Origin of the sequence: Streptomyces sp. NPDC007905 (genome assembly GCF_042959345.1) — a bacterium.
Taxonomy (GTDB): domain Bacteria; phylum Actinomycetota; class Actinomycetes; order Streptomycetales; family Streptomycetaceae; genus Streptomyces.
In genome coordinates this window covers 154097-172100 of the sequence record NZ_JBIBKS010000009.1, presented here as the reverse complement: position 1 = coordinate 172100, position 18004 = coordinate 154097, and the positions used below count along the sequence as shown (strand labels likewise).

The window sequence follows — 18004 nt, the reverse complement described above, 5'->3', positions numbered from 1 at the left end:
TGTCCAGCGCGCTGTTCGTCGGCGGGTCGAAGGAGACGGAGGCAGGACGGCGATGGCACGGAACATCCAGTCGCTCGAACGGGCGGCCGCGATGCTGCGGCTGCTCGCGGGCGGCGAGCGACGGCTCGGCCTCTCGGACATCGCCTCGTCGCTCGGCCTCGCCAAGGGCACCGCCCACGGCATTCTGCGCACCCTCCAGCAGGAGGGGTTCGTCGAGCAGGACGACGTCTCCGGCCGCTACCAGCTGGGCGCCGAGCTGCTGCGCCTGGGCACCACGTACCTCGACGTGCACGAGCTGCGGGCACGGGCCCTGGTGTGGACCGACGACCTGGCGCGCTCCAGCGGGGAGAGCGTGTACCTGGGCGTCCTGCACCAGCAGGGCGTGCTGATCGTCCACCACGTCTTCCGGCCCGACGACAGCCGGCAGGTGCTGGAGATAGGGGCCATGCAGCCGCTGCACTCCACGGCACTGGGCAAGGTACTCTCCGCGTACGACCCGGTGGCGCACAGCGAGGCCATGGAAGCCGACCGCAAGCCCTTCACGGACCGCACGGTGTGCGACCTGGAGGCGTTCGAGCACATCCTCGACATCACGCGCGCGCGGGGGTACGCGGCGGACGTGGAGGAGACCTGGGAGGGCGTGGCCTCCGTCGCCGCACCCATCCACGACCGGCGCCGTATGCCCGTGGGCTCGGTCGGCATCACGGGAGCCGTGGAACGGCTGTGCCGGGACGGCGAGTTGCGCCCCGACCTGATCGCGGCGGTACGGGACTGCGCCCGCGCGGTGTCCCGGGATCTGGGCGCGGGGCGGTTCTGAGCGGCGGGTGATCCGCCCCTGACCAGCAGGTGAGTCCATCGGGGGACGACCGGGACGCGAGGCGGCGTTCCGGTTCTCGCCATACCCTTAAATGGACATAAGGGGCGAGAACGTACGTCAGCGTACGAAGAGTGATAACCGACAACGATCAATAACGATCCTGTTTTCGATAACAGAACCCTTGACGCATGCGTAACGCCGAAGCAAGACTCCCGTCCATCGGTCGGCATTGTCGAACACCTACCGGCAATACGCGCTAGGGTGTGGCAACGCCAAGGGCCGGATTCGCTCTCACCCCCGAGGGCGCCAACCCCCGGAGGGACCCGGGGTTCGGCTTCCCTGGACGAAGGACAAAGGAGTCGCGGGTGTCCAGCTCCGACATCTTCATCGGCGAGACCATCGGTACCGCCATACTCATCCTGCTCGGTGGCGGCGTCTGCGCCGCCGTGACGCTGAAGGCCTCCAAGGCCCGTAACGCCGGTTGGCTCGCCATCACCTTCGGGTGGGGTTTCGCCGTTCTGACGGCCGTTTACACCTCGGCGCCGCTCTCCGGCGCCCACCTGAACCCGGCCGTGACGCTCGCGCTCGCGATCAAGGACAAGGACTTCAGCAACCTGCCCACCTACTGGGGCGGCCAGCTGCTCGGCGCCATGATCGGCGCGGCCCTGGTCTGGCTTGCCTACTACGGCCAGTTCCACGCCCACCTCACCGACAAGGAGATCGTCGGCGGTCCGGGCGCGCAGGCCACGGCGGCCAAGGCCGTCGAGGCCCAGGAGAAGGGCGCCGGCCCGGTCCTGGGCGTCTTCTCCACCGGTCCGGAGATCCGGAACGTGGTACAGAACCTCGCCACGGAGATCATCGGCACCGTCGTGCTGGTGCTCGCCGTCCTCACGCAGGGCCTGAACGACAAGGGCAACGGCCTGGGCACCCTGGGCGCCCTGATCACCTCGCTCGTGGTCGTCTCCATCGGCCTCTCCCTCGGGGGGCCGACGGGCTACGCGATCAACCCGGCGCGTGACCTGGGCCCGCGTATCGTCCACGCCCTGCTGCCCCTGCCCAACAAGGGCGGTTCCGACTGGAGCTACGCCTGGATCCCGGTGGTCGGTCCGCTGATCGGCGGCGCGATCGCTGCAGGCATCTACAACGTCGCCTTCGCTTAAGAAGCACCACGCCTTCGAGCACGCGCACGCGCCGTACGTACAGCCCCATCACCACGGATCTTTTCAGGAGCACACAGTGACCGACGCCCACACCGCAGGCCCGTTCATCGCGGCCATCGACCAGGGCACGACTTCCTCGCGCTGCATCGTCTTCGACCGGGACGGCCGGATCGTCTCCGTCGACCAGAAGGAGCACGAGCAGATCTTCCCGAAGCCGGGCTGGGTCGAGCACAACGCCAACGAGATCTGGACCAACGTCCAGGAGGTCGTCGCCGGAGCCATCCAGAAGGCCGGCATCACCCGCGACGACATCAAGGCCATCGGCATCACCAACCAGCGCGAGACCACCGTGCTGTGGGACAAGAACACCGGTGAGCCCGTCCACAACGCCATCGTCTGGCAGGACACCCGTACCGACGCCCTGTGCCGGGAGCTGGGGCGCAACGTCGGCCAGGACCGCTTCCGCCGCGAGACCGGCCTGCCGCTGGCCGCCTACTTCGCCGGGCCCAAGGCCCGCTGGCTGCTCGACAACGTCGAGGGCCTCAAGGAGCGCGCCGACGCGGGCGACATCCTCTTCGGCACCATGGACAGCTGGGTCATCTGGAACCTGACCGGCGGTGCCAACGGCGGCCGGCACGTCACCGACGTCACCAACGCCTCCCGCACCCTTCTCATGAACCTGCACACCATGCAGTGGGACGAGAAGATCGCCGAGTCCATCGGCGTCCCGCTGGCGATGCTGCCGGAGATCCGCCCCTCCGCCGAGGTCTACGGCGAGGTCGCCGGCGGCAAGCTGGGCGACCTGCTCGGCGGCATCCCGGTCGCCTCGGCGCTCGGTGACCAGCAGGCGGCCCTGTTCGGCCAGACCTGCTTCTCCGAGGGCGAGACCAAGTCCACCTACGGCACCGGCACCTTCATGGTGATGAACACCGGTGACAAGATCATCAACTCCTACGCCGGTCTGCTGACCACGGTCGGTTACAAGATCGGCGACCAGCCGACGGTCTACGCCCTCGAGGGCTCGATCGCGGTCACGGGCTCCCTGGTGCAGTGGATGCGCGACCAGATGGGCCTGATCTCCACCGCGGCCGAGATCGAGACGCTCGCGCTCTCGGTCGAGGACAACGGCGGCGCCTACTTCGTACCGGCCTTCTCCGGCCTGTTCGCCCCGCACTGGCGCTCCGACGCCCGCGGTGTGATCGCCGGCCTGACCCGGTACGTCACCAAGGCGCACCTGGCCCGCGCGGTCCTGGAGGCGACCGCCTGGCAGACCCGGGAGATCGCCGACGCGATGGTCAAGGACTCCGGCGACGAGCTGGTGACCCTGAAGGTCGACGGCGGCATGACCTCCAACAACCTGCTGATGCAGACCCTCGCCGACGTTCTGGACGCACCGGTGGTGCGCCCGATGGTCGCCGAGACCACCTGCCTCGGCGCCGCCTACGCCGCCGGCCTGGCCGTCGGCTTCTGGTCCAGCACCGACGAGCTGCGCGCCAACTGGCGCCGGGCCGCCGAGTGGACCCCCCAGATGGACGCGGACATCCGCGACCGTGAGTACAAGAACTGGCTCAAGGCCGTCGAACGGACCATGGGCTGGATCGAGGACGAGAGCTGACCGGCTCAAGACAGCTCGCACAGCTCTGACGAGGAGTAAGTACCCGACATGACCAGTCAGTCCACCCTGCAGTCCGTGCCTGCCCTGGGGACGCACCCGGCCTCCGGCTCGAACCCGAGCCGGGCCGAGACCAGGGAGCAGCTCTCCAAGGCGTCGTACGACCTTCTTGTGATCGGCGGCGGCATCCTGGGCATCTCCACCGCCTGGCACGCCGCGCAGTCCGGGCTCAGGGTGGCGCTGGTCGACGCCGGCGACTTCGCCGGCGCCACCTCCTCCGCCTCCTCCAAGCTGCTCCACGGCGGTCTGCGCTACCTGCAGACCGGCGCGGTGAAGCTGGTGGCGGAGAACCACTTCGAGCGCCGTGCGGTCTCCCGCCAGGTGGCCCCCCACCTGGCGAACCCGCTCACCTTCTACCTCCCTGTGTACAAGGGCGGGCCGCACGGCGCGGCGAAGCTCGGCGCGGGCGTCTTCGCCTACTCCGCGCTCTCCGCGTTCGGTGACGGCGTCGGCCACCTGCTCTCCCCCGCCAAGGCGGCGCAGGACGTGCCCGAGCTGCGCACCGAGAACCTCAGGGCCGTGGCCGTGTACGGCGACGACCAGATGAACGACGCGCGCATGGCGCTGATGACGGTCCGCGCGGCCGTCGAGTCGGGCGCGGTCGTCCTCAACCACGCCGAGGTCACCGGCCTGCGCTTCACCAAGGGCCGGGTCACCGGTGCCGACCTCAGGGACCGGACCTCCGGTGACGAGTTCGGCGTCAACGCCCGCCTGGTGCTGAACGCGACCGGCCCCTGGGTCGACCACCTGCGCCGGATGGAGGACCCGAACGCGGCTCCGTCCATCCGCCTGTCCAAGGGCGCGCACCTGGTCCTCAAGCGCACCTCTCCCTGGAGGGCCGCGCTGGCGACCCCGATCGACAAGTACCGCATCACCTTCGCCCTCCCCTGGGAGGACATGCTGCTGCTCGGCACCACCGACGAGGAGTACGAGGGCGATCCGGCGGACGTCGCGGTCAACGAGAAGGACATAGCCCAGATCCTGGACGAGGCCGCGTTCTCCGTCCGGGACCAGCAGCTGCAGCGCGACCTGATCACCTACGCCTTCGCCGGCCTGCGCGTACTGCCGGGCGGCCCCGGCGACACCGCCAAGGCCAAGCGCGAGACCGTCGTCACCGAGGGCAAGGGCGGCATGCTGTCCGTCGCGGGCGGCAAGTGGACCACCTTCCGGCACATCGGCCGCACGGTGATGCAGAAGCTGGAGGTGCTGCCGGGCCACCCGCTCGGCGACGACTTCGAGCCGATCTCCTCGCTGCCGAAGAAGCTCCCGCTGCCCGGTGTCGCCAACCCGCGCGCGGTCGCCCACCGCCTCCTGGTGGACCACCCGGCGCCCGGCCCGCGCATGGCCGCCGACACCGCCAAGCACCTGGCCACCCACTACGGCTCCCTGGCCTTCGACATCGCCCGCCTGGCGAACGAGAGCCCGGAGCTGGCCGAGCGCGTCCACCCGGACGCCCCGGAGATCTGGGCGCAGGTCGTGTGGGCCCGCGACCACGAGTGGGCCGAGACGACGGACGACGTGCTGCGCCGCCGTACGACGCTGACCATCCGGGGCCTCGCCACGGACGAGGTCCGCGCCAAGGTCCAGGACCTGCTCGACAAGAAGTAGGTCCCGGCCGGCCCCTTCCCCTGACCGGGGCCGGAACGGATGAGGGACGGCCCCTCCCGCACGAGGGGCCGGAGGAACGAGAGGGGCGGCTCCACGCCGATGGAGCCGCCCCTCTCGGGTGCTCGGCTGTCGGTGGCGGCTGATATCCATGGCCGTACGAACAACGATCACGCGTGTTCCAGTGCACTCGAGGCCCTGCGCGAGGTGTTCGGCGTCGACGACGGCGGTGCGTCGGCGCTCGGCCGGGAGACGGTGCGGGCACTGGTCCACCGATTACCGCTCCTCCTCGCCCGACAACCCCCTCGGCCTCCCCCCGCCAAGTCCTGCGCCCGCCGCCACTTCGGCTACCGCACCTACGAGGCGCCCGGCACCTTCAGTGCCAACAAGTCGCCTCGACAGCGCCCTGCACAAGGACCTCAAGGACGTCTGCAACACCTACGGCGGCGCCACGGGGACCGCCTGCAACAGCACGGCGTGGACGTACTACCAGGCCGTCAGGGCGTTCGGCTGACGAACCGTCACCTGCTGCGGCCGACCGGCCGGCCCGTGTGCTCCCCCGGATAATGTGCTGAGACATCGGATGTCTGAGCACATCATGCGGGCGACAGGGAGGCCGGTCATGGCAGTCACCGACGAGGCGATCGAAAAGATCAAGGACATGATCGTCTCCGGTGCCCTGCGCCCCGGCGACCGGCTGCCCAAGGAGAGCGAACTCGCCGCCGAACTGGGCCTGTCCCGCAACTCCCTGCGGGAGGCCGTACGGGCCCTGTCGCTGATCCGGATCCTGGACGTGCGGCAGGGCGACGGCACGTATGTCACCAGCCTCGATCCGCAGCTGCTGCTGGAGGCGTGAGCTTCGTCGTGGACTTCCACCGCGACGACACGGTGCTGGAATTCCTCGCCGTGCGCCGGATCCTGGAGCCGGCCGCGACGGCGATGGCGGCCTCGCGCATCGGCGAACCGCAACTGGACGCGCTGTCGGCCCAGTTGGACGCGCTCGGCGCCGAGCCGTCGGTGGAGGAACTGGTCGCCTGCGACCTGGAGTTCCACCGGGGCATCGTACAGAGCGCGGGCAACTCGGTGCTGTGCTCCCTGCTGGACGGTCTGTCGGGGCCGACCACCCGGGCCCGGATCTGGCGGGGGCTCACCCAGGAGGACGCGGTCAGCCGCACCCTGCGCGAGCACCAGGCGATCCTCGCCGCCCTGCGCGACCGGGACGCGGAGGCGGCCCGCTCCTGGGCCACCGTCCACATCGCGAGCGTGGAGCAGTGGCTGCGCAGCACGCTGTGAAGTGCCCGTGCCCGGCAGGCCGGCTCCCCGTGGAGGGTGGGTGTTCCGAGGTGGCGAACGGGGCAGTGATCCGGGCATCCCCGGGCAAGGGGGCTGCGGGCGCCCCCGTCGGACGCCGTAAGGTTGGGACGTCAGGCGAGGGCACGTCGGAAGGAGGCACTGGGTGATCGAGCTGGAGGGGGTTCCCGAGCTGATCGACCCAGTCATGGTGGCCGCGTTCGAGGGCTGGAACGATGCCGGCGACGCCGCCTCCACGGCGGTCGCGCACCTGGAACGCGAATGGAAGGGCGAGGTGTTCGCGGCGCTGGACGCCGAGGACTACTACGACTTCCAGGTGAACCGCCCCACGGTGTTCATGGACGGCGGAGTACGCAAGATCACATGGCCGACGACAAGGTTGTCGGTGGTCCGGGTCGGTGGCGAGAAGCCGCGTGACCTGGTGCTGGTCCGCGGCATCGAACCGTCCATGCGCTGGCGGTCGTTCTGCAACGAGCTGCTCGGCTTCGCGCACGAGCTGGGCGTGGAGCTGGTGGTCATCCTGGGCGCCCTGCTCGGGGACACCCCGCACACCCGTCCGGTGCCGGTCAGCGGGGTCACGTCCGACCCCGACCTGGCTCAGCGCATGGACCTGGAGGAGACCAAGTACGAAGGCCCGACGGGCATCGTCGGCGTCCTGCAGGAGGCATGCACGCACGCCGGCGTCCCGGCGGTGTCGCTGTGGGCGGCCGTACCGCACTACGTCTCCCAGCCGCCCAACCCCAAGGCCACGCTGGCGCTCCTCAACCGGCTGGAGGACCTGCTGGACCTGCGCATCCCGCAGGGGGAGCTGCCCGAGGACGCGCGCGCCTGGCAGGTGGGCGTGGACCAGCTGGCCGCCGAGGACAGCGAGGTCGCCGAGTACGTCCAGACGCTGGAGGAGGCCCGGGACACCGCCGAACTGCCGGAGGCGTCCGGCGAGGCGATCGCCCGCGAGTTCGAGCGGTATCTGCGACGCCGGGACGTCAGCCCGCCCGGCGGGCACGCGACGGCCGACGGCGGGGACGGCTCGTATCTGCGGGACAACCCCGGCGGCAGGAACCGGCCGCCCAAGCCGCCCAGGCCGGGAGCCTCCGGGCCCGCGGAAGGCTCCACGGAGGGACCCGCCGAGGGCTCGTCGGGTGGTTCCCCGGGCGGTTCCCCGGAGGGCTTCTCCGAGGGCGGCGACGAGGACACTCCGGACGACTGAGACGACCGGACGACCGCAACGACCGCAACGACCGCAACGACCGCAACGACCGCAACGACCGCAACGACCGCAACGACCAGAACGACTACGACGGCTGGAACGACTGGGGCAAGCCCGGACTGCTGGGACACCGGCCGACCGGGACGACGAACAAGGGGCGGTTCCCGCAGCGGGAACCGCCCCTTGCCGTCGGGGTGCCGGCGGGGCTACAGGGCCACGCCCAGCAGCGCGTCCACGGCGCGGGTCACGACACCGGGGGCACCGGTGTCGGTGCCGCCCTCCGCCTCCTGACGGGCCGCCCAGCGGTCCACCGCGGCCAGTGCGGCGGGCGCGTCCAGGTCCTCGGCCAGAGCCTCACGGATCTCCTCCACGAGGGCGTCGGCGGACGGGCCGTCGGGCCGGGAGACGGCCGCGCGCCAGCGGCCGAGGCGGTCGGTGGCGTCCTGCAGTACCTGGTCGGTCCACTCCCAGTCGGAGCGGTAGTGGTGGGCGAGCAGGGACAGCCGGATCGCGGCCGGGTCGACGCCGTCCCGGCGCAGCTGGGAGACGAAGACGAGGTTGCCCTTGGACTTGGACATCTTCTCGCCGTCCAGGGCGACCATGCCGGCGTGCACATAGGCCTTGGCCATCGGGAACTCGCCGGTGAGCACCTGGGCGTGCGAGGCACCCATCTCGTGGTGCGGGAAGGCCAGGTCGGAGCCGCCGCCCTGGACGTCGAACCCCATGCCGAGGTGGTCCAGGGCGATCGCCACGCACTCGATGTGCCAGCCGGGCCGGCCCCGGCCGAGCGAACCGCCGTCCCAGCTGGGCTCGCCCTCGCGGGCGGCCATCCAGAGCATCGGGTCGACCGGGTTCTTCTTGCCCGGACGGTCCGGGTCGCCGCCGCGCTCGGCGGACAGCAGCCGCATCGCGGCCGCGTCGAGGTTCGAGACCTGGCCGAAGTGCGGGTCGGACTCGACGGCGAAGTAGATGTCGCCCTCCAGCTCGTAGGCCGCGCCGAGGTCGCGCAGCCGCTCCACGAGCGGGACGATGCCGGGTATCGCCTCGACGGCGCCTATGTAGTGCTGGGGCGGGAGCATCCGCAGGGCGGTCATGTCCTCGCGGAAGAGGGCCGTCTCCTTCTCGGCGAGGGCGACCCAGTCGACGCCGTCCCGTTCCGCGCGCTCCAGCAGCGGATCGTCGACGTCGGTGACGTTCTGGACGTAGTGAACCTGCCGCTTGGTGTCGAGCCACACGCGCTGAACCAGGTCGAACGCGTTGTAGGTCGCCGCGTGACCCATGTGGGTCGCGTCGTACGGCGTGATGCCGCAGACGTAGATTCGGGCGACAGGACCGGGGTCGATGGTGACCGGACCGCCGGTCGCGGTGTCGTGGATCCTCAGGTCGCGGCCCTGACCAGGCAGGGCGGGGACCTCGGAAGCGGGCCAGGCATGCATGTACATGAGCCTAACCGGCCACGAGCTGCCTATACGAACGGGATCGCGTCGGATGGCCGGTCATGCGTTCTTGTGGATCGCTCCCGGACGTGCTCACACGGGTGGCCACGGGATCGCCGGCCACTCCCCGCCCGGTTCCGGGTGCCGGCCGGAGGCCAGCAACGCCTCGACCCGCGCGCGCGTGGCGTCGACTTCGGCAGCCGTGATCACTCCGGCCAGCCGCACGGCCAGCTCCCCGCCCTCGGCAAGAGTCTTCCTCAGCCCTTTGAGCACCTCGAGGGCCTCCGGGGTCAGCGGCTCCCCGCCCCAGCCCCACAGCAGCGTGCGCAGCTTGTTCTCGACGTTGAAGCTGACCCCGTGGTCGATGCCGTAGAGCCGGCCGTCCGTGGTGGGCAGCAGGTGGCCGCCCTTGCGGTCGGCGTTGTTGATCACCGCGTCGAGGACGGCGAGGCGGCGCAGCCGCTCGTCGTCGGCGTGCACCAGCAGCGCGGTGCGGCCCTCGCCGACCTCGGCGAACCCGATCGCCTTCCAGCCCGGTCCGGGCTCCTTGCCGTCGACCAGGGCGAGCAGCTCGGTGTCGCCGCCGACGTCGATCCACAGCTGGCACATGCCCTCGCCGTACGGGCCGTCACGCAGCACGGTCGGGGGTACGAGCCCCCAGCCGGTGGCCTCGGAGACCTCGTAGGCGGCCACCTCGCGGCCGGCCAGGGTGCCGTCGGGGAAGTCCCACAGCGGGCGCTCGCCGGCCACCGGCTTGTACACGCAGGTGGCTTCGCGGCCCTCGTACGCGACCGTGCAGAACAGCGCCGCGTTGGACGCCTCGCGGATCCGGCCGCGCACGGACAGCTCCCCGCGGGCGAGCAGCTCGGCGGCGTGCGGGTCGGCCGTCACGCTCCGCGGCGGTATCCGTTCTGGCGCGGACATACGTGTCCTTCCGGATCGAGCGGGAGGCTGCACAGCGGGCACGGCGGCCGCCCGGCGTTGACGACGTCGAGGGCGCGCTTGGCGAAGGCCCGGGCCTGCGCGCCGGTCAGCCGGACCCGCAGCATCGGGGGCCCGTTCTCCTCGTCCTGGAGCAGCCGCTCCTCGGCCTCGGCGAGGTCCTCCTCGGTGTCGGCGTCCAGCTCCACGAGGGCCTGCGCCTCCACGATCATGCGCTGTTCCTCGCCGTCCCAGGCCAGAGCCATGGTGCCGACCCGGAACTCCTCCTCGATGGGGGCTTCCAGCGGGGCGGTGTCGGCGATCTCCGTGGGCGCGACGGCGGGGACGGCCGCGTTGCCGCCACTGCGTCGTACGACCTCGTCGAGCAGTTCGTCCATGCGCTCGGCCAGCGCGGCGACCTGGGTCTTCTCCAGAGCCACGCTGGTCACCCGGGAGCCTGCGGTGGCCTGGAGGAAGAACGTACGGCGTCCGGGCAGTCCGACGGTGCCGGCCACGAAACGGTCCGGCGGATCGTAGAGGAACACCTGACGGGACACGTCCTGTCTCCATGGGATTCGAGGGTTGCTGCGGTGCGGGCCGTGGGTGAGGGCGACGGGGTGGATCGCTTCACCCTACTGCGGCCGACGATCACGGTGCGCCCGCACCGCCCCCGACCGGTGCGTCATCCCCGGGAGGTTCCTCGCGCGGGGCAAGGGAGGCGAAATCGCCGGTGTCGCCGAGGCGAACAAGAAACGGCCTGAGACGGGTGTAACGGATCGCGGTGATGGAACACGGTTCCACGGAGATCCGCTGGAAGAGGTCGAGATGGAGTCCGAGGGCGTCCGCGACGAGGGACTTGATGATGTCGCCGTGCGAGCACATGAGGTAGACGGCGTCGGCGCCGTGGTCGCGCTCCACGCGCGCGTTCCACTCGCGTACCGCCTCGGCGGCCCGGGTCTGCATGGCCCGCATGGACTCACCGCCCGGGAAAGCGGCGGCCGACGGGTGCGCCTGGACGACCTCCATCAGCGACTCGTCCTTCAGCTCCGCGAGCTTGCGGCCGGACCAGTCGCCGTACTGGCACTCCCCGATCCGTTCGTCGGTGTGGGCGCGCAGCCCCGGCCGGGCGTCGAGCAGTGGCCGTACGGTCTCCTGACAGCGCTGCAGGGGGCTTGCGACGACCTCGGAGATCGGCAGCCCCTCGAGGCGTCCGGGAAGCGCGGCGGCCTGTGCGGCTCCGCGCTCGTCCAGGGCGACGCCTGGCGTCCACCCCGCGAGCACGCCCGAGGTGTTGGCGGTTGACCGTCCGTGCCTGACGAGGATCAGCGTGGGCATGCGGCCCAGGGTAAGCGCATCACCACAGGCACTGATGGTCGGACGAAAGGAGAGTGCGTTCTGTGATCGTGGACTGCGCCGTCTACCGGCACGGGCACCGCAGCGAGGGTCCGGAGGATCTGTCCGACGCGCTGGCGGAGGCGCGGGCGGCGGGCGGGTTCGTGTGGATCGGGCTGCATGAGCCGTCGGAGCGGGAGTTCGAGCTGGTCACCCGAGAGTTCGGGCTTCATCCGCTGGCGGTCGAGGATGCCCTCAAGGCGCATCAGCGGCCCAAGCTGGAGGTGTACGACGACTCGCTCTTCATGGTCCTCAAGCCGGTGGTGTACGAGCCGGAGAGCGACACCGTCTCGGCCGGCGAGGTCATGATCTTCGTCGGCGACGCCTTCGTGGTGACCGTCCGGCACGGCGAGGGCGCGCCGCTCGCGGCCGTACGGCGCCGGCTGGAGGACGAGCCGGAGCTGCTGGGCAAGGGCCCGACCTCGGTGCTGTACGCGATCTCCGACGCCGTCGTCGACCACTACCTGGACGTGGCGACGGAGTTGCAGACGGACCTGGAGGAGCTGGAGACGGAGGTGTTCCAGCCGGACGGCGGCGGCTCGCGTCACACCGCGTCCCGGATCTACACCTTCAAGCGGCAGGTCCTGGAGTTCCGCCGGGCCACCGGTCCGCTCACGCCCCCGCTGACCCGGCTCGCCGGCACCGGTCAGTACGGGGGCGGGGTGCCGTTCGTCGACGACAAGGCGCGGCCCTTCTTCCGTGATGTGAACGACCACCTCGCGCGCGTGAACGAGTCCGTGGAGGCCCTGGACCGACTGGTGTCGGACATCCTCAACGCACATCTGGCGCAGATGAGCGTGCGGCAGAACGACGACATGCGGAAGATCTCCGCGTGGGCGGCGATGGCCGCGGTTCCCACGATGATCGCGGGGATCTACGGCATGAACTTCGACCACATGCCGGAGTTGCACTGGCTGTGGTCCTATCCGGCGGTGGTCCTGCTGATGGCGGTCCTGGAGGTGCTGCTGTACCGCCAGTTCAAGCGGCGCGGCTGGCTGTGAGCGCGGCTCAGGCGACCTCGGGGGCGGGGGCGGCGGGGGTGGCGGGGCCGCCGAGCGCGTTGCGGCGCTCGGGCGTGCGCAGGGCCACCATGCGGCGCCAGCCGCCCAGTCGCTCGTAGGCGTACAGGGCGTGGATGCCGGCAGCGAGCACCTGGGATCGGGCCCTGGACCAGCCGAGGATGCGGCCCATGTGGGCCATGACGGCGAGGCTGACGTCCCGGTGGACGCGGATCTCGGCGAGCGCGCACGCGCGCAGGGTGCGCTGGATGAGCCGGCCGTGCCCGGCGGCGGCGAGGCGCAGGAGTTCCTCGTGGGTGTAGGCGAGGTGGTTGGCCTCGTCGGCCGAGATCATGCGCACGGCGCGGCCGACCTCGGGGTGGCCGCCGAACCACTTGCGGAGCATCTCCATCTGGTCGGCGGCGCGCTGTTCGGTGACCCTGCTGTGCGCGAGGTAGACGATGATGTCCCGCCCGGTGAGCGGCTCGTCCCGGCTGAGCTTGTCGTGGGCGAGGCCGATGCCCTCGCGCTCCAGCAGCGTCGTGTAGTCGGTCTCGGGCGGGACGGGCACCGGGGTGAGGCCGCGCTTCCTCATCAGGGCGTCGAAGATGCGCCCGTGCTTGTCCTCGTCGGCGCCGTGGCGGGCGATCTTGGGGGCCAGAGCGCGTTCGCCGCGCGGTACCAGCGCGGCGATCCTGCCGTTCTCCCAGCCGCCCTGCGACTCCCCACGTGCGGCGATGGAGCAGAAGAGCCGGAACGACTCGTCGTTGTCGAGGATCTCCTGGAACACACTCTTGGCCGAAAGCATGGAAGACACCTCTCTGCAGGAATCCGCAAAGAACGAGTCAAATGCGGGCAGAGTGGAGCCGCAACAGCAGGACGGCGCGGATCTGCCGAAAGGGGGAGCGCCGGGGACGTAACCGCGCGGCGCCCGGCGCGTTGTTCCTCGTGACGGCCGTGGCGGGGAAGACCCCCGAGCCCCCACCACGGCCGCTGAAGCCTCCTACGCGAGTCCGGCGCGCTCCAGGGCCTCGCTGCCGGCCCGCAGGGAGGCGATCCGCTCATCGAGCGTGAAGCCGGCGGGGGCGAGGCTGAGGGTGGTGACCCCGGCGGCGGCGTAGGCCTTCATCCGGTCGGCGATGCGCTCCACCGAGCCCAGCAGCGTGGTCCGGTCGATGAGGTCCTGCGGGACCGCGGCCGCGGCGCCCTGCTTGTCCCCGGACAGGTACTTCTCCTGGATCTCGGCCGCCTCCTTCTCGTACCCCATGCGCCGGGCGAGCTGGTTGTAGAAGTTCTGCTTGAAGCTGCCCATGCCGCCGACGTAGAGGGCGGTGTAGGGGCGGAAGGTGTCGGCGAGCCGGGCCACGTCCTTGTCGTCGCCGACGGCCAGCGGCAGGGTCGGGCAGATGTCGAAGCCGTCGAGGGTCTTGCCGGCCTTCTCCCGCCCCGCGCGCAGGTACGTGATCGTGGTGTCCTCGAGGTGCTCCGCCGACGGGAAGATCAGCAGCGCGCCGTCGGCGATCTCGCCGGTCTGCTCGAGGTTCTTGGGGCCGATGGCGGCGATGTAGAGCGGGATGTGCTCGCGCTGCGGGTGCACGGTCAGCTTGATCGGCTTGCCCGGGCCGCCGGGCAGCGGCAGCGTCCAGTGCTCGCCCTCGAACGACAGCCGCTCGCGGGTCATCGCCCTGCGCACGATCTCCACGTACTCGCGCGTGCGCGACAGCGGCTTGTCGAACTTGACGCCGTACCAGCCCTCGGAGACCTGCGGCCCGGAGACGCCGAGGCCGAGCCGGAAGCGGCCCTTGGACAGCGAGTCCAGCGTCGCCGCGGTCATCGCGGTCATGGCCGGCTGCCGGGCCGGGATCTGGAAGATGGCCGAGCCGACGTCGATGCGCTCGGTCTGCGCGGCGACCCAGCTGAGCACCGTCGCCGCGTCGGAGCCGTACGCCTCGGCGGCCCAGCACACGGAGTAACCCAGCCGCTCGGCCTCCTGTGCCACGGCCAGATTGTCCGCGTCCATCCCGGCGCCCCAGTAGCCGAGGTTGATCCCGAGCTGCATGGCGGATTCCCCTTACCCATGAGTAACGTCCCTTGGGCGGAGACCTTAGCGCGCGGGCGGGGCCGACGGGCAGGGCACGCCCGGGTCAAGGGCCGACGGCCCCGGTCAGGCGCGGTCGATCGAGTTGTCCACAGGCAACCCACGGCACCAGTTCTGGCCAGTAATCTCGCGACATGGAGCAGAGGCATCTCGGCCGCACCGGCCTGCGCGTGTCCCGGATCGGACTCGGCACCCTCACCTGGGGCCGGGACACCGACGAGCACGACGCCGCGGACATGCTGAAGGCGTTCTGGGAGGCCGGCGGCACCCTCGTCGACACCGCGGACGTGTACGGCGACGGAGAGGCGGAGTATCTGCTCGGACGGCTCATGGACGGCCTGGTGCCGCGCCGGGACCTGGTGGTCTCGACCAAGGCGGGCAGCGTCCCGGATCCCGACCGCCGCTTCGACGGCTCCCGCGGCCATCTGCTCGCCGCCCTCGACGCCTCCCTGGCCCGCCTCGGCGCGGATTACGTCGACGTGTGGCACATCCACGCCTTCGACCCCGCCACCCCGCTGGAGGAGACGCTCCATGCCCTCGACCTGGCGGTGAGCAGCGGCCGCGCCCGGTACGCCGGCGTCTCCAACTTCTGCGGCTGGCAGCTCGCCAAGGCGGCTACCTGGCAACTCGCGGCACCGGGGGCACGGACCCGGCTGGCCAGCACGCAGATGGAGTACTCGCTGCTCCAACGCGGCGTCGAGCGCGAGGTGCTGCCCGCCGCCCTCGACCTGGGCGTCGGCCTGCTGCCCTCCTCCCCGCTGGGCCGTGGCGTCCTCACCGGCAAGTACCGGCACGCCACTCCCCCGGACTCGCGCGGCGCCTCGGAGCACCTCGCCCCGTTCGTCGAGCCGTACCTGGACGACACCGCGACGCGCATCGTGGACGCGGTGACGACAGCCGCCGACGGGCTCGCGGTCACCCCGCTCCAGGTGGCCCTCGCCTGGGTCCGGGACCGGCCCGGCGTGGCCGCGCCGATCGTGGGCGCGCGCAACGCGCAGCAGCTCACGGCGGCATTGTCAGTGGAGGCCCTTAGTCTTCCTGACGAGATCTGCCGGGCGCTCGACGATGTGTCGGCGCCCGTGCACCGCTATCCCGATCACGACTGGAGCACGCTGTGAGCACGGAGCCGGAGACCACGGAGGACACCGGGCCGGACACCCCGGACGCCCCGGAGAGCCCGGACACCCCGGAGCAGGACACGGCGGCGCAGGACACGGCCGCGAAGGACACGGCGGCCGACGAAAGCCGTGAGGGCGCCGGTGCCGGGACCACCGGTGCGCAGACCGCAGCGGGCGAAGCCTCGTCCGAGGTCTCCGCGGCGGAGGCGGAGCTGGCCGCGCAGCGGATCGAGCGCGAGCGGATCGAGCGGCGCAAGGCCGAGAAGAGGGGGCCCATCGAGAGCGGCACCAAGTTGAGCGGCACGGCGGCCGACCTGCTGGCCGCGGTCCGGGCGGTGGAGAGCGGTGAGAAGCCCGCCGCCCCGGTCTTCGCCGAGCCCGAGCCGGCCCCGCGCCGCCCCGCCCCCGCGCCCGTACGGCAGCCGCAGCCGACTGCGGCCGCGGCCCCGAGCGCGCCCGTCCCGGAGACCGTCGAGGCCGTACGGCGTGTGCTCGCCGAGGGCGGCGCGCCCGAGGCGCTCGCACCCCAGGTGGCGGCGGCCCTCGGCGAGGGCGCGGACGGCGCGCTCCGGGAGGACCCCTGGCAGCTGCTGCGGATCAGCGGCGTACGGCCGGAGCAGGCCGACGGGTTCGCGCGGGCCCTGCTCGGCGCGGCATGCGCCCCGGACGACGAGCGGCGGGGCCGCGCGACGACCGTGTGGCTGCTGGAGCAGGCGGCGCTGGCCGGACACACCGCCCTGGAACTGCCCGCGCTGACCGCGGCGCTCACCCAGCGTGCCGTCCCCGACGCGGACGCCGCCGTACAGGGCACGCTCGCCGAGGGCGAGGCGCTGGTCTTCCAGGACGCCCTGGAGGAGCCGGGCGCCCCGGCCCCGCGGGAAGAGGACGGCGAGGAGGAGCGTCCGGTCCGTGTCCTCGTCGGCCTGGAGCGGTACGCCCTCGCCGAGGAGAGCCTCGCCGACAGCCTGGGCCACCTGGTCAACTCCCCGCCCAAGGAAGCCGCCGAGCCGTGGGAAGCAGTCGTGGCCGGGACCTCGGGCGGTGCGGCCGACCTGGCCCGCGCGGTCGCCGGGCACGGCCTGGTGCTGCACACCGGCGGCGAGGCGGCCCGGGCGGAACCGGCCGCGCTGCTCGGCGCCGCCCGCGCCGCGGGGCTGCGGGCCTTCGCCGTCTGCCACTCCCCCGATGGCCGCCGCCGCCTCGCCGGGCCGCCGCGTGAGACGGGCGACTCCCTGCCGGTCGGCACGGTCGCCGGTGTCCTCTCCGGGGCCGAGGGCCCCGGCCGGGACGCGGACGGCGCGCTGGACGTGGATCTGCTGATCGTGCTGGACGCGCCCCAACTGGACGTGGAGAGCGCCGCGATGCTGGTCGAGTCGCTGCCCGACGGCGCCCGGCTGGTGCTGAGCGGCGACCCGGCGGTGCTGTGGTCCGCCGGGCCCGGGCGGGTCTTCGCCGACCTGCTCGCGGCCCGTGCCTGCCCGCAGATCGCCTCCCGCACCCCGGACCCCGGCCCGCTCGGCGAGCTGGTCTCCGGCATCGGCGTCGGCGAGCTGAACCAGGTCGACGCACCCGGCAAGGAGATCGTCATCGTGCCGGTGCGGGACGCGGGCGAGGCCGTGCACCGGACCGTGCAGCTGGTCGCGGACTCGGTGCCGCGGGCGATCGGCGTACCGCCCGAGCAGACGGTGGTGATCACCCCGGGCCACGGCGGCGCCGCCGGCACCCGGGCCCTCAACTCCGCCCTGAAGGAACGCCTCAACCCGGGCCCCGGCCGCTTCGGCGGCTTCGACCCCGGTGACCGGATCGCCTACTCCCCCGCCCCGGGCCGTACGGTGCCGGGCCGGGTGGTGAACGCGGACGCCGACGGGCTGCACCTGGAGTGCGCGGGCGCCCCCGTCGTCGTACCGCGGGAGCGGGTGGAGCAGTGTGTGCGGCACGGCTGGGCGCTGACCGCGCACCAGGCGGTGGGCGGCCGCTGGCCGGCCGCTGTGGTGGTCCTCCCCGGTGATGCCGCGCAGACGCTCAGCAGGCCGTGGGTGTACACGGCCTTCGGCCGGGCGGAACGCCACCTGTCGGTGGTCCACGGCGTGGAGCAGGCGCTGCCGCAGGCAGTGGCGGAGACCTCGGCCAAGCCCCGCACGACCCGCCTGCAGGCGCTGCTGCGCACGCAGGTCCCCTCGGCGGGCTGATCCGCTCTCCTTTCGTCGCGACGGCGGCGAGCCACGGCGACGGGCTCCGGCGGTGCCGTGACGGCCTCGGGCCCTACGGC

At 71.9% G+C, this 18004-nt stretch carries 14 protein-coding genes and 2 pseudogenes; 10 read left to right on the top strand and 6 right to left on the bottom strand.

Annotated features, from left to right (window positions below; all coding sequences use genetic code 11):
* Window positions 1-52 precede the first annotated feature (52 nt).
* From ACFZDC_RS18070 to ACFZDC_RS18040, 7 genes and pseudogenes are all read left to right on the top strand, one after another.
* Window positions 53-817 carry an IclR family transcriptional regulator C-terminal domain-containing protein gene (locus ACFZDC_RS18070; protein WP_391324837.1) on the top strand — a complete coding sequence of 255 codons (765 nt, stop codon included), beginning with the start codon at window positions 53-55 and terminating at the stop codon, window positions 815-817.
* Window positions 818-1182: 365 nt separating this feature from the next.
* Complete coding sequence (locus ACFZDC_RS18065) at window positions 1183-1977, top strand: aquaporin (protein WP_391324836.1); 795 nt, start codon at window positions 1183-1185, stop codon at window positions 1975-1977.
* A 76-nt stretch (window positions 1978-2053) separates the two neighbouring features.
* Window positions 2054-3592 (top strand): glycerol kinase GlpK, encoded by a 1539-nt coding sequence (gene glpK / locus ACFZDC_RS18060; protein ID WP_391324834.1) that lies wholly within the window; start codon window positions 2054-2056, stop codon window positions 3590-3592.
* A gap of 48 nt (window positions 3593-3640) precedes the next feature.
* The gene (locus ACFZDC_RS18055) at window positions 3641-5257 is read left to right on the top strand and encodes an FAD-dependent oxidoreductase (protein WP_391324832.1); all 1617 of its coding nucleotides are present in this window, start codon (window positions 3641-3643) and stop codon (window positions 5255-5257) included.
* Between the two features lie 262 nt (window positions 5258-5519).
* Window positions 5520-5768 (top strand): annotated as a pseudogene (locus ACFZDC_RS18050) (phospholipase A2); the annotation flags it as partial.
* A 108-nt stretch (window positions 5769-5876) separates the two neighbouring features.
* Window positions 5877-6547: pseudogene (locus tag ACFZDC_RS18045) on the top strand (FadR/GntR family transcriptional regulator).
* 163 nt (window positions 6548-6710) lie between these two features.
* Complete coding sequence (locus ACFZDC_RS18040; protein WP_391324829.1) at window positions 6711-7772, top strand: PAC2 family protein; 1062 nt, start codon at window positions 6711-6713, stop codon at window positions 7770-7772.
* A gap of 206 nt (window positions 7773-7978) precedes the next feature.
* Here ACFZDC_RS18040 and mshC read toward each other — a convergent pair whose 3' ends face one another.
* The 4 genes from mshC to ACFZDC_RS18020 all read right to left on the bottom strand — a co-directional run bounded on the left by mshC (window position 7979) and on the right by ACFZDC_RS18020 (window position 11464).
* Window positions 7979-9208 carry a cysteine--1-D-myo-inosityl 2-amino-2-deoxy-alpha-D-glucopyranoside ligase gene (mshC, locus tag ACFZDC_RS18035; RefSeq protein WP_391324827.1) on the bottom strand — a complete coding sequence of 410 codons (1230 nt, stop codon included), beginning with the start codon at window positions 9206-9208 and terminating at the stop codon, window positions 7979-7981.
* Window positions 9209-9301: 93 nt separating this feature from the next.
* A complete protein-coding gene (locus ACFZDC_RS18030; RefSeq protein ID WP_391324826.1) occupies window positions 9302-10132 on the bottom strand; it encodes an SCO1664 family protein in 831 nt (276 codons plus the stop codon).
* Entirely contained in the window at window positions 10096-10686 is a 591-nt protein-coding gene (locus ACFZDC_RS18025) for a DUF3090 family protein (protein ID WP_391324824.1), read from the bottom strand. Before ACFZDC_RS18025 ends, ACFZDC_RS18030 begins: the two co-directional genes overlap by 37 nt.
* 91 nt (window positions 10687-10777) lie before the next feature.
* Complete coding sequence (locus tag ACFZDC_RS18020) at window positions 10778-11464, bottom strand: MSMEG_4193 family putative phosphomutase (RefSeq protein WP_391324822.1); 687 nt, start codon at window positions 11462-11464, stop codon at window positions 10778-10780.
* A gap of 62 nt (window positions 11465-11526) precedes the next feature.
* Here ACFZDC_RS18020 and corA point away from each other — a divergent pair, with 62 nt between their 5' ends.
* Window positions 11527-12522 (top strand): magnesium/cobalt transporter CorA, encoded by a 996-nt coding sequence (corA, locus tag ACFZDC_RS18015; protein ID WP_391325103.1) that lies wholly within the window; start codon window positions 11527-11529, stop codon window positions 12520-12522.
* Between the two features lie 7 nt (window positions 12523-12529).
* Here corA and ACFZDC_RS18010 read toward each other — a convergent pair whose 3' ends face one another.
* The gene (locus ACFZDC_RS18010) at window positions 12530-13327 is read right to left on the bottom strand and encodes a ferritin-like domain-containing protein (RefSeq protein ID WP_391324820.1); all 798 of its coding nucleotides are present in this window, start codon (window positions 13325-13327) and stop codon (window positions 12530-12532) included.
* A 195-nt stretch (window positions 13328-13522) separates the two neighbouring features.
* Window positions 13523-14578 carry an LLM class F420-dependent oxidoreductase gene (locus ACFZDC_RS18005; protein WP_391324818.1) on the bottom strand — a complete coding sequence of 352 codons (1056 nt, stop codon included), beginning with the start codon at window positions 14576-14578 and terminating at the stop codon, window positions 13523-13525.
* A 173-nt stretch (window positions 14579-14751) separates the two neighbouring features.
* Here ACFZDC_RS18005 and ACFZDC_RS18000 point away from each other — a divergent pair, with 173 nt between their 5' ends.
* Window positions 14752-15735, top strand: coding sequence for an aldo/keto reductase (locus ACFZDC_RS18000; protein ID WP_391324816.1), 984 nt, complete (start codon window positions 14752-14754; stop codon window positions 15733-15735).
* Complete coding sequence (locus ACFZDC_RS17995) at window positions 15732-17924, top strand: helix-hairpin-helix domain-containing protein (protein WP_391324814.1); 2193 nt, start codon at window positions 15732-15734, stop codon at window positions 17922-17924. Before ACFZDC_RS18000 ends, ACFZDC_RS17995 begins: the two co-directional genes overlap by 4 nt.
* The last annotated feature ends 80 nt before the right edge of the window (window positions 17925-18004 follow it).